Genomic DNA, 11,949 nt, shown 5'->3' on the forward strand with positions numbered 1-11,949 from the left:
GATGACCATCACCCGGCTCGCCACGCGTGGCGGTGACCGCCGGAGGCGTACGCTCCCGGCGGTCACCGCCATCCTCACCGCGATAGCCACCATCGGCGCCGGGGCTTGCTCGTCCGGCGACGTACCCACCGGCGCCCCGCCGCCGCCGAAGGCCGACGCCGCCGCCTCATCCGGCGGCCAACGCGACGAACTCACCACCGGTCCACTGATGCCCAGCTCACCGCCAACCCGGGTATCCATCCCGTCGCTGAAGATCAGCGCCCCGACCGTGCCGCTCGGACTGCAACCCGACGGCACCATGCAGGTGCCCGACACCGCCACCGACGTCGGCTGGTACACCAAGGCACCCACACCCGGCGCCCTCGGGCCCGCCGTCCTCGCCGGCCACGTCAACTGGAAGGGCCACGACGGCAGCTTCCACGACCTCGCCGCACTCGCGCCGGGCGCCACCCTTACCGTCGACCGCGAAGACGGCAGCCGGGCCACGTTCACCGTCACCAAAACCGAACGGCACCCCAAGGACACTTTCCCCACCGACGCCGTCTACGGCCCCGTGGACCACGCCGCACTGCGGCTGATCACCTGCGGCGGCCCATTCGACACCGCACGCGACAGCTACCGCGACAACATCATCGTCTACGCCACACTCACACACGCCCAGCCCGCATAGCCACGCCAACCAGCCGATGACCCGCAGCCACGCTCTACCGGCTTTCCGTGGCCGCCCTGCGGGGGTACCCGGCTGTGGAACATCCCGCTGACCGGAACCTACGGCCGGCTGCGCACCGTGGAGTGCGGGCCGGACGAGCCCACCCCGGCCGGGTCCCTGTCGTGGGGGCCCCGGCCGGGATGGGATCAGCTGGTGGCCGCCTCCCAGACCCAGGTCTGGATCGGCCCCGGGCCGGAGGGGTCGACGGTGAGCTGCTGACCGTACCCGTGCTCGGTGAGGTACAGGTCGGTCGGCACCCCGTTGACCTCGGTCCGGTTGGCCAGGGTGAAGGAGGCCCCCTCCTGCCGCACGCACCACAGGTACTCGTCGGTGTCCGGGCGGAAGTCCTGCAGGGTCACCCCCGCCCCGAAGGTGGCGTTCCCGGTCGCCGAGGAGCTGAGGTACCGGCCCCCGTTGACCAGGTAGTAACAAGGGGTGTCCCCGGTGGACCCGGCGGGGATTCGGATGAACCGCTGGTTGGTGCCGTCGGTCTCCTGATACAGAATGATCGGGGTGTTGACGCTGGTGCTCTCCCCGGAGACGTCGGCGACCAGGTCGTGGGTGCCCTCCAGCGGGTAGTGGGTGATCTCCTGCAGGTCGGTCATCTCGGCCTCAGACTGGAGGAAGAAGCGTTGCCGGGCCGACCCGTCGGGATCCCGGCCGGCGAGCAGCCCCAGCTCCGGCACGACGGTCAGCAGTTGGTCGGTGACCCGGTTACGCAGGGTCCAGGTGCCGTCCTCCTGCGGATCGGGCCACCATAGTTGGTCCAGGGCCTCCTGGTGCCACTGGACCACCCAGCCGTCCCGGGCTCCCTCTGCCTGCCCCATCAGGCTGCCGGTCAGCAGGTTCATGATCTGGTAATACCCGGGGTGCTCTCCGCTGCGGATCAGGGACCACTTCTGCTGGAAGCCGCTGTGGTACGGGGAGTCCACCAGGAAGTGGCTGGTGCCGTTGTGGACGATGTCGACGACGTTGGTGGTGTCCGCGCTGCGCAGCAGGATCCCCTGCCCTGAGGGTGGCTCGGCCACCGGGGGCCGGGGCTCGGCGGCGGCCTGCAGCACCAGGTCGAACTGCACCGGCAGGTGGTCGGAGAGAACGACGTCGGTGCGCACCGTGCTGCCCGTGACCCGGGGCGCCGCCACCCCACGGGGTACCACCGCGTAGTCCAGCAGTGCGGTCGGGTTCGTGGAGGGGTGGGTCGCGGCTGCGGGGGTGTGCACCGCGAAGTGGGCGGCGTCCAGCACGGCGGCGAGGTTGTCCGGGTGTCGGTTGAAGTCCCCCATCGCCACCCAGTCCCGGGGGGTGTTGTTCGGCCCGGCGGTGAGCATCCGGACCCGGATTGCCTCCAGCAACCCCGGCAGGTCGTTGCCCCCGGGGGACCAGCCGTGCAGGCTGAAGAAGACCGTCCCGCCGACGGTGACCCCCAGGGCGGGGCGACCTCCCAACGGGCTGGCCACCACGACGATCCCGGCCGGGTCGACCCGCTCCCGGGTGGCGATCGCCAGGTTCACCCGGCCCGCGGGTTCTGGGTTGGTGTCGGTCCACAGCCAGTAGAGGTATCCCCCGGGGCGACTGTTCGTGCCGCCGTACCGGTACTCCTCGACGTCGGGGGTGAAGAGGCCGTGTTGCGGGTCCTGGCGCACGAAGTCGAGTTGCGGGTGGTCGGCGAGGTGGTGGGCGCCCCCCGGAGGGCTGCCGGCCTCCTGCAACGCCACCACCTCCGCGTCGCGCAACAACCGCAGCAGTCCGCTGGTGTACTTGTTGTCATAGGAGCCGTCGGCGCGCGACCCCGCGCCCTGCATGTTCCAGGTGGCTGCCTTGTGGGCCTCGTCCTGCCGAGGGTCGAGCTGCCCGGCGTCGTGCAGGAACAGGGAGGGGCGGCGTCGGTCGGCCAGCTGGACCACCCCCTGGCCGCCGGAGTAGTCCAGGGTCTCCCGGCCGGACCAGTCGGGGATGACCGCGCCGGACTGGGTCAGGTGCCGGAACCGGGCGGGGTGGGCCGGGTCCGAGCCGAACTGGTGCACCGCGTCGGCGGGCACCCCGGGGCTCGCCGCCGAGTAGGGGGTGTAGGGCGCGAAGGGACCCCCGGGGGTGGCCTGCTTGGTCAGGATGTTGCCGTGGAAGACGTTCTGCGGCCCGGTGGAGCCCGACCACTTGATCGCCTTCGGTCCGGCCCCCCACCAGATCGGGTACCAGGTGCCGTCGTCGAGTTCACCCCCTTCCCCGCCGCAGTTGGCGGTGCAACTGCCGGAGCGGTGTTCGTAGGGCACCCGCACGGTGTTGCCCTCGAAGAGGTTGTACCGTTCCCAGCCGCCGTGCAGGTTGAGGTCGGAGTCCAGGTCGTTGCGGAAGGCGACGTTCCGGCTGGCCGACCACTGGAAGGTGAAGTGCCGCAGGTTGCGGCTGGTGTTGTACGCGTACAGGGAGTCCCAGACCCGGCTGCCGCGCAGGTACCCGTTGCCGCCCTTGCCCTTGTTCCAGGCCCCGTCGAAGGTGTTCCCCTCGATGTGCAGGTTCCGGGCGACCTCGGTGACCAGGGGGTGGGAGCCGGTCATGGTGCCGTTGAGGCCCCGGGCCCAACTGTTGGCCGCCCACTTGAACAGGACGCCGTGCATGGCGTACTCCGGTGCCAGGTTGCCGTAGTTGTGCACCGCGTCGGCGGGGGAGAGGGCGTAGCTGCCGCCGCCGACCTTGGGCAGCCCGGTCATGTCCTGGGTGAAGGCGAAATCCTCGAACCCGACCCCCTCGACCACCTTCAGAGGGGTCACCTTGCTCTGGAAGGGGGTCTCGGTCAGCAGCGGGGCGGAGCCGTCGGAGACCGAGTCCACCGGCAGGTCGAACTCCAGGGGCCGGTCCAGGGTGATGGTCTTCGCACTGCCGGAGACACCGACGACCCGGAACATCTGCTGGCGCATGTGCAGGTTCTCGAACATGCTGCCGTGCTCGGCGTAGCTGAGCCCCTGCTCCTCGTAGAACTTGATGCTGTTGGCCGCTCCCACCCAGACGTGCCCGCCCAGGCTGAACTTGCCCATGTCGGCGTTGCTCACCAACTGGATCACGCTCTGCCCGGCCCGGGCGGAGAACCCGGGGTCGGCGGAGCGGGCGGCGACCCGGATCCCGGAGACCCAGTGCTGGTTGACCGAACCCTCGAAGAGGTCCTTGCGGTTGGCCGGGGCGGACTGCCACTCGTCGGCGTACCGGGTGGCCACCTCCCGGTTCTGCACCTTGAACAGGGCCCGGCCCGGCCAGATCCAGCCGCCCCGACCGGTGTCGTTGCCGCTGCCCCAGGTCATGGTGGTCGGTTCCCAGCGGCTGCCGTCGGAGCTGAGGGTGTCGTACCGGGTGTTGGTGTCCGGGCGGAACACCACCCGGGTGCCTCCGGTGCCGGAGCCCTGCCCCTTCAGCAGCAGGAAGCTCGCGTCAACGGAGATCTGCCGGGAGACGTCGAGCCGGCCGGCGGGTAGCTCGATCAGAGAGAGCCGGTAGTGGCTGGCGGTGGGGGAGCAGTCCGAGCGGATCGTGTCGATGGCCTGTTGCAGGCCGGCGCTGTCGTCCACCCCGTCGTCGGGGACCACCCCGAACTGGCTGGCCAGTCGGGACGGTTCGATGCGGCAGGGGGCCGCCCCGGTGACGTATCCGGCGGACGGGACCTGGCCGCCCAGGTATCCGGCTCGGGACCAGTCGGGCAGCCCCTCCCCGGCGACGAACCGGTTGGCCACCCCCAGATCCGGCTGGCCGGGTGGGTCGGCCATCGCGGCCGAGGGCAACGTCCGGGCCGGGGGGCGGGCCCCGGCGGCGGAAGCCGGGGTTGCCACCCACGGCGGTACGAGCATCGCGACGGTCAGGACCGCGGCGAGCGTGGTGCGATCGATTGTCACGCATGAAGGATCGGGGAGTCGAGACCGGCTGTGAAGGTCCGACGACTATGGGTGATCCCACAGTCGGATCGGCGGCTCCCGCAACCCGTGCCCCCGGGGGCTCGTCAGATCCAACCCGACCGTCGTCGCGGCGACGACGACCCTGGTGAACGGCCGCGTCCACCGGTGCAGGGGGCTGATCGTCGATGTCCAGCATCTGTCCCGGCGCACGACCGTGCTGCTGGCGACCATGGTCACCGTGGCGGTGGGCTTCGCCTCGCCGGGCGTCGCCGCACCAGCGCCGGCGTCGGAGCCGACGAAGGTGACCGCTGGCAAGACGGAGATCAAGACGGCCACTGTCATCGAAGGAACCGCAGGTAAGGCGACGACCAAGACGGTACCCGACACCCGCAGCGGCATGTCCGCCGATCCGATCCAGGTGACGTGTCCTGTCTACAACTCGGCACGCCGCCGGGCTAGAACACGACCGGCCCCAGTTCACGACCGACCTCGCCGCCACGCTCTACCGTCACCTCGAGGGCGGCGGCTACACCCACGCCGAGGCGTTGCACGGCTACGCGCTCGAAGCGGCACAGTACAGCGGCGACCCGGCCCGACACGGCGTGGCGCTGACCAACATCGGTGCCGTACACCGGCTGCTCGGCCGCTACGAACTCGCCGAGACGCACCTGTCCGAGGCCGTCGCGATCCTGAACCGGTGCGGCGACCAACTCGGCGCCGCCCGGGCCCTGTCCAACCTCGGCATCGTCTACGAACGTCTCGGACGCGACGACGCCGCCGCGCACCAACGGGCCGCGCTCGCCGCCTACCGTCAGGCCGGCGACCGGTACGGCGAAGCATCTACGCTGGTAAACCTCGGCAACGCCAATACCCGCCCGGGCCATCTCGGCGAGGCGTACGACCAACTGCTTCGCGCCACTGCCCTGTTCCGCGAGGCCGGTGCCGCGGTCGGAGCGGCCAGCGCCCTGACGAACCTCGGCGACGTGTGCATCAGCCTCGGGCGGCACGACGAGGCGGCCGGGCATCTGTCGGCGGCACGCGACATCTTCCGCGCGGCCGGACACGCCTACGGCGAAGCCGTCGCGCTCACGAACCTGGGCCGGGTGCACGGCATTCGCGGCGACCACGCGCGGGCCGTCGGCGACCTGACCGTGGCGATCCGCATCCTGCGTTCGATCGGGCATCGCTACGGGGAGGCGAGCGCACTCAACATCCTCGGTGAAGTACTGACGGCCGTGGGCCGTACCACCGAGGCCGTGGCCCGGCACGCCGCCGCGCTGTCGATCGCCACCGCGACCGGCGACCACGACGAACAGGAACATGCACACGAGGGCATCGCCCGCGCCCAGCGGGAGCCGCTACGCACGACAGGCAGGTGATCCAGACTCCGTCCAGGCCGATTCCGAACTATGCGGTAGGCGGCTGTCAGTTCCGGGCGGGGACGCCGATGGGCCGGGCCGCAAGGCCCGGCCCATCGGGGCCGCGCGTCAGATCGACGCGCTGACCTGTCCGGTCAGCTCAGCCGGTGAGCGAGACCGGTGGTGGCGGCGCCGTGCTCGTACGAGACGAGCAGCGACGTACCGGCCGGCAGGCGCCCGCTCAGCGGCAGGACAAGGGTGTGGCTCTTGCTCAGCGTGGCCGTGGTCTGTGCCAGCACCCGCTCCCCGTCCCAGATGAAGACCCGGGCGGTGCCGCGCTGCTTCACCTGGAGGTCCACCGAGACCTTCGAGGAGGTCCGGACGACCTTCTTGATCTTGACCGTGTTGCCCGGTAGTGCCGCGTAACCACCCGGCGCCACTCCGTCCGAGACGGACTGCAGGATCGTCTGCGGTGATTCGACGCTCAGCGCCGCGGTGTCGGGCATGACCGGCGCCTTCGGCGCCGACGGCAGCGCCGGCAGACCCGGCAGGGTCGTGATGCCCCACCGCCACGGGTCGGCCCGCACACCGCTCCAGGTCGACCAGCCGACCCGGGTCTGCGCGGTCAGGTCCTGCGTGTCCGAGTCGTTCACCAGGATGTTCAGGCCCATCCGTGCCGGGTCGACGGCGTCCGGCAGCACGTCGAACGGCACCTTGACCTCGATCCGGTAACCGGTGTACGGGTTGCTGGTGACGACAGAGGCGATCTCGAGACCCGGTGCGGTCTCCGGGCCACCCTGGTGGTTGTCCCGCTCCCGGGCGAAGCACGGCGGGTTGCCGTTGGCCGGGTCGTCGGTCGTCGGGAAGAGCGCCACGTTGAACACCGTGGAGGTGTTCGCCGAGTTGCCTCGCGGGTCGATACCGAACTCGATGTTGTCGTTGCGGCGCGGACGCTTGCAGTCCTCGGGAGGCAGGACGGTGCCGAGTACGTCGTCGGTGATGGTGAAGATGGCGTACAGGGCATCGGCGGTGTAGGTGAGCTGCGCGGTGCCGGAGATGTCCTGCGGCGGTGCGTCGGTGCCCTCCCAGCGGGTGGAGATGTCGATGACCTCGCCGGTGTACTCACCCGGTGCGGCCGTGCCGTCGACGGACGGCGCGGTGGTGGCCCTCGGGATCGTGGTGACCGGCACCAGGTTGAACGCCCCCGGCTCGGTGGCGCTGCCACCGTGGTAGCTGGTCTCGATCCGCACCCGGTACGCGCCGTTGTCCGGCGCCCGGTTGGCGGTCGGCAGTGAGGCGTCGGTGTTGGTGACCGTGAAGGTCACCGAACCGCGGGCACCCGGCTGCAGCCCGGTGTACGGCAGTTGCTGCTCCGCCACCGAGAATCCGGCCGGCACGTGCAGCTTGACGGTTCCGGACTGGACCTGGGTGCTGTGGTTGGTCAGGTCGACCCGGACGCTGCGGGTGGCACCACTGGGGATGCTCAGCAGGGACTCGATGAGCGCGTTGAGCTGCTGGTTCTTGTTGCGCAAAGTCCACTCACGGAAATCGGCGATCTCCGGCAGCGGCTCAAGGGTGCCCCGGACCGGAGCGGTCGCCTGCACCCGCGCACTGCTGGTGCCACTGCCGTCCTTGCGGCTGGTCATCGTGGCCTCGATGCGGAACCGCGTACCCACCTCGAGCTGCGCGGGCGGGGTGACCGTGAAGCTCTTCACGACCTGCTTGCGCGGGGTGAGCGTACCGACGTCGCCCTTGCCGCTCACCTTCCAGCCGGCCGGAACCTTCAGGGCGACCTTGGCACCCGGGACGGCCCGCTCGGCGTACAGGACCGTGTCCACGCGGATGGGCTGTCCGGCGAGGACCTCCCAGTTCTGCGGTCGTACGTGGATCTCGGTGCCGAGCGGCAGTCCACCGGGAGCGCGCAGGGTGGCGCCCTGGAGCGCCCCGGTGCCGGCGCCCACGTTGGGGTCCGGATACGGGGTGCGGCTGTCGATCAGGTTCAGCCGGTTGCAGCCGATGCTGGCCGGGTCGGTCGTCGGGAAGGCGCTGTTGCCCCAGCCCTGCGACACGTACTCCCGGCGGGCGAAGGTCTGGACCGTGTTCCACCGCTGGCCGTCGTGACGCGCCGACTCGTAGCCCTGCCAGGTGCCGAAGATGACGTCACTGGACTCGGTCGGCGTGAAGGTGGTCTCGCACGCGGGGCCGCTGCTGCCGGAGCCGCTGCCGCCGGTCTGGAAGATCCGGGAGACCCGCCAGGGCTTGAGCCCTTCCTTGGTGATCTGTTCCGGGAAGGCCTTCGGGTCGGCCGCGGCGTAGAAGGCCTCCACGGCCAGCATGGCGGCCTTCTGGTGGTTGCCGTGGTTGCCCTGGGTCGCGGAGGGGTTCATCGTGAGGATGACCTCGGGCTTGGTGGTGCGCAGGACCCGCACGATCCGGGACAGGGTCTCCTCGTAGCCCCAGACCTCCTCGGTCAGGGGAGCGCTGGCGGTGTACCAGAAGTCGAGCGCGTCCAGGTTGTAGATGTGGTCGATACCGGACCAGGCCACCGCCCGCCGCTCCTCGGCCTCCCGGAGGATGCCGAGTGCAGGGCCTTCCTCGAGGCCGACGGCATTCCCGCCGCCCTCACCGCGGGTGGTGGTGATGACGCCGGCCTTCATTCCCTGGTACTCGTTCCAGTACCCGAGCATGCCGAGTTGGCTGGCCTCGTCGTCGGGGTGCGCGCCGATGAACATGATGTCCAGGTCGACCGGCTTGTCGGACTTCTTGGACGGGCTCTTCGAAGTGGACTTGGGCGATGAGCCCTCGGGGTGGGCCTGAACCGGACTGGCCAGGCCCAGCGACAGCAGACCGCACATGGCGATCGTCGCTGTGGTGCGCCATCTCATGGGCATACCTCTCGTGGGGACGAGTGCTGCGTCTAGGGCGGCTACCGGCGGGCCGAAGGTCGACAGACGCGTGACTCGCGCCGGGCATCGATCGCGGACAGGTGTCCGCTGGAGACCGGGAACGGTCTCCGTGCGTCGTGGTTGCTAGACGGTGGTGGTGCGCGTGCCGTCGCAGACTGGGCGGTACGCGCGATGGGGGATAGCGGCTGGTCAACGTAGAGGTGATCAACCGGAAGGCCTTCGGGCGGTAACGCTAGGGATGCGTCAGATACATAGTCAAGAGTTTCCGACGACTTTCTTCCTTCTCTGAAGAAACGATTGCGCTGAGGACGGCACCTGCGGCGGTCCCGCCACCCGAATCGATAAGAAAGGTTTGCCCGGCTTGGAGCCTTTTGGTAGCTGGGGTCGATGTCCGATGCGCCGGCCGGACTGACGTGCGTCGAGATAATTCCGTTACTTGACGCCGTCTTTTCTTCTCAGTAGGAAGGAAGCGTGTCCAAGCAAGCGCCGACCAGTCCGGTCAGTCGCGAACGCTCCCGGGAGATCAAACGCCTCTCGGTGATCGTGGCCGCCCGGCAGGCGCGGCTGCTGTCCCGAGTGGACCTGACCGAGACGACCGGCCTCCCCGCAGCCACCGTGACCGCACTCGTGCGGGAACTCATCGCCGAGGGCTACCTCATCGAACGGGGACCGGGTGCTGCCACCACCGGGCGACCCCGGGAGATGCTCGAGTTCAACCCACGCGCCGAACTCGTCGCCGCGGTCTCACTCGAGCCTCCGCGGATCAGCTGCGAGATCGCCGACAGCGAAGGCGTCCTCATCGCGCACCGCACCGCGCGGCTCGGTGACGACGTGGTCGACACCATCTGCACGTTCGTCCTCGAACTGGTCGGCAGCAACCTGCCGGCGCTGCGTGGGGTCGCGATCGCCGTGCCCGGGGTCTCCACGAACGGTGCGGTACGACTCGCACCGTCGGTGGGACTGGTCGATGCGTGGCCGATCGGCGAGTCGGTGCAGCGGCGGCTCGGCGTACCCGTCGTCGTCGACAACGACGTCAACCTCATGGCTGCCGGCGAGTGCGTCGCCGGCGCCGGGGCGGACGTCACGGACCTGCTCCTGATCCACGTGGCCGACGGCATCGGCGCGGGACTCGTCCTCGACGGCAAGGTCCGCCGGGGCGCCAGCGGCGCGGCGGGCGAGGTCGGCTTCCTACCCCTGGACAGCGCACCGAGACGCAGCAACCGCGGTGTCGGCGAGTTCGAGGCCCGGTGGTCGGCGAACGCCATCGCGGAACGGGTGGTCGCCCTGCATCCGGGACGCCGACCCGAGTCGCCGGTACGGGAACTGATCCAGCTGGCCGCCGCGTCCGCACCGGCCCGCGACTATCTCGACGAGGTCCTCGACGCCTGGGCCAGGCTCATCCTCTCCTGCGCCTGTGTGGTCGATCCGGGACTGGTGCTGCTCAGCGGCGCCGCCGCCGAGCTTGACGACGCGCGCCTCGCCCAGATACAGAGCCTCGTCTGCGCCGGGACTCCGGCTCCCACCCAGGTACGCCGAGCCACCCTCGGCGACCAGGCGGTGCTGCATGGAGCGATCAGCTACGCGCTGTCGGCCACCTTCCCCCTGCCGCTGCTGCCCTGACCGGGAGCCTTCACCACCCTCGAAGCCGGAACCACGCTGGTGGTCCGCGCCGCGCAGATCGCGACGGCCTCCCTCGCGTTCGCGGGAGAAGATCCCGTCCCTGCCGGGCACGGATCCTCCCGATGCGGGTGCGTCGGATGTCGTCGGGTTGGGCTATCCTCGCCCGCGTGGATGATGGCATCTGGGACCAGGACTCCGACGCTTCCCTGGTTATCCGTACCGACTTCTCCCGTTCGCAGGAATGGGAAGAGATTCAGGTAGCGATCGCTGAACCGCAGACGAAGGAAGGGTTCACGGCGTTCGTTGCATTCGTCGATGACCGCGCCTTCGAGAACATCACGCCGCCGCAACTGGTGGAGATGGTGCCCGCAGACAGCGATCACGCCGTCGCTTTCCTCGTCGACGAAGAGACGCTCACCCACCCGGACCGCCCGATCCTGGTGGTGAACCTCGACGACGAAGATGACGAAGACGACGAGGACGAAGACGACGAGGACGAAGACGACGAGGACGAAGACGACGAGGACGACGACGAACAGGGCCAGGGGCCTCAGTACTCTGCCACGTTCCGAGTCGTGCCGTCAGAGATGTGGTCGGTGCAGAACAATCTCACGATCGCGAACATGGACTGGGAGGATTTCGCCGAGAACGTCGACGGCGACGGCATCTTCCGCGGCTTCAAGTAGCACCCCACTATGGTGCGCGCCAGGGTAATACGGCCCACGCTTGAGGTCAGCGACTGCGAGAGGCGGGCAGCCGCCACATAGCTGACGTCCGAGGAATTGAACGCGAAGATGAACGTGTCGATCGGGGAGCGGGCACTCTCTTCCTGCATGCCCCAGTAATACCGGCCGTTTCACGTGCGCTTGTCCCTGGCCGCCTTCCGACCATGGTGAACCACCCTGGTCACAGCACTACTAGCCGCACCCGGACAAAGGCGTCGGGTCAGGTCCGCTTGCGGCTCGCGATCTCGTCAGCGAGCTGCTGCACGCGGGCGGGGTCCGCGTCCCTGGCAAGGGCGACGTAGTGGTCCATGACGGCCGGCCGGTAGCGCACGGGCAACGTCTGTCCTGGGGAGAGTCGGGTGAGCTCGGTGATCGTGAGGTCTTCGTCTGCGATGCCGCGAAACGAGGTGCCGTCGGCGGTCTCCACGTCGAACATCAGGACCACGCGTGGACTGCCATCGTTGCTTACCTCTCGCCAATCGACGAGAACGCCGAGCGCAAGCGTCCCCGTACGCAGTTCCGCATTGCGCTTCTGTGCATCTCTGCTGAGGAGCGGGTTCGGCACGACGCCCGGGAAGTCGGGTCCGACGCCGAGCGATTCCCGACTCAGGTCGGGCCTGAGCTGCGCCACCAGGTCGTTGAGCTTGTTCTTCCAACCGAACATCCTGACACCTCTCTCACGCCGGTGCCGGAATCTCGGCCTGGCGCTTCGTCCTCACCGCGATCATAGGTCGCTGGTAATTAGGGGCACCC

At 69.4% G+C, this 11,949-nt stretch carries 8 protein-coding genes; 4 read left to right on the forward strand and 4 right to left on the reverse strand.

The window, feature by feature from the left end:
• Nucleotide 1: 1 nt before the first annotated feature.
• Complete coding sequence (locus tag ACFYTT_RS00390; protein ID WP_387256755.1) at nucleotides 2-670, forward strand: class F sortase; 669 nt, start codon at nucleotides 2-4, stop codon at nucleotides 668-670.
• 185 nt (nucleotides 671-855) lie between these two features.
• Here the strand turns inward: ACFYTT_RS00390 and ACFYTT_RS00395 are convergent, their stop codons facing one another.
• Both ACFYTT_RS00395 and ACFYTT_RS00400 read right to left on the reverse strand, forming a co-directional pair.
• A complete protein-coding gene (locus ACFYTT_RS00395) occupies nucleotides 856-4,587 on the reverse strand; it encodes an endonuclease/exonuclease/phosphatase family protein (protein ID WP_387256757.1) in 3,732 nt (1,243 codons plus the stop codon).
• A 45-nt stretch (nucleotides 4,588-4,632) separates the two neighbouring features.
• On the reverse strand, nucleotides 4,633-4,914 hold the full coding sequence (locus ACFYTT_RS00400) for a hypothetical protein (RefSeq protein WP_387256759.1): 282 nt from the start codon (nucleotides 4,912-4,914) through the stop codon (nucleotides 4,633-4,635).
• Between the two features lie 218 nt (nucleotides 4,915-5,132).
• Between ACFYTT_RS00400 and ACFYTT_RS00405 the strand changes: the two genes are divergently transcribed.
• Nucleotides 5,133-5,966, forward strand: coding sequence for a tetratricopeptide repeat protein (locus tag ACFYTT_RS00405; protein WP_387256761.1), 834 nt, complete (start codon nucleotides 5,133-5,135; stop codon nucleotides 5,964-5,966).
• 134 nt (nucleotides 5,967-6,100) lie between these two features.
• On the opposite strand, the gene ACFYTT_RS00410 is transcribed toward ACFYTT_RS00405, so the two are convergent.
• The gene (locus ACFYTT_RS00410; RefSeq protein ID WP_387256763.1) at nucleotides 6,101-8,830 is read right to left on the reverse strand and encodes a PIG-L family deacetylase; all 2,730 of its coding nucleotides are present in this window, start codon (nucleotides 8,828-8,830) and stop codon (nucleotides 6,101-6,103) included.
• Nucleotides 8,831-9,322: 492 nt separating this feature from the next.
• Here ACFYTT_RS00410 and ACFYTT_RS00415 point away from each other — a divergent pair, with 492 nt between their 5' ends.
• Both ACFYTT_RS00415 and ACFYTT_RS00420 read left to right on the forward strand, forming a co-directional pair.
• Nucleotides 9,323-10,471, forward strand: coding sequence for an ROK family protein (locus ACFYTT_RS00415; RefSeq protein ID WP_131052951.1), 1,149 nt, complete (start codon nucleotides 9,323-9,325; stop codon nucleotides 10,469-10,471).
• 167 nt (nucleotides 10,472-10,638) lie between these two features.
• Nucleotides 10,639-11,157, forward strand: a complete 519-nt coding sequence (locus ACFYTT_RS00420) for a DUF6924 domain-containing protein (protein ID WP_387256765.1) — start codon at nucleotides 10,639-10,641, stop codon at nucleotides 11,155-11,157.
• 259 nt (nucleotides 11,158-11,416) lie between these two features.
• Here the strand turns inward: ACFYTT_RS00420 and ACFYTT_RS00425 are convergent, their stop codons facing one another.
• The gene (locus ACFYTT_RS00425; RefSeq protein WP_387256766.1) at nucleotides 11,417-11,860 is read right to left on the reverse strand and encodes a hypothetical protein; all 444 of its coding nucleotides are present in this window, start codon (nucleotides 11,858-11,860) and stop codon (nucleotides 11,417-11,419) included.
• Between the last annotated feature and the right edge of the window lie 89 nt (nucleotides 11,861-11,949).

Origin of the sequence: Micromonospora sp. NPDC003816, from assembly GCF_042874705.1 — a bacterium.
Lineage (GTDB): Bacteria > Actinomycetota > Actinomycetes > Mycobacteriales > Micromonosporaceae > Micromonospora.

Bases quoted from the DNA above. Each gene is read 5' to 3' on its own strand.
- ACFYTT_RS00410 (WP_387256763.1), bottom strand. From the start codon at position 8,830: ATGAGATGGCGCACCACAGCGACGATCGCCATGTGCGGTCTGCTGTCG.
- ACFYTT_RS00425 (WP_387256766.1), bottom strand. From the start codon at position 11,860: ATGTTCGGTTGGAAGAACAAGCTCAACGACCTGGTGGCGCAGCTCAGG.
- ACFYTT_RS00390 (WP_387256755.1), top strand. From the start codon at position 2: ATGACCATCACCCGGCTCGCCACGCGTGGCGGTGACCGCCGGAGGCGT.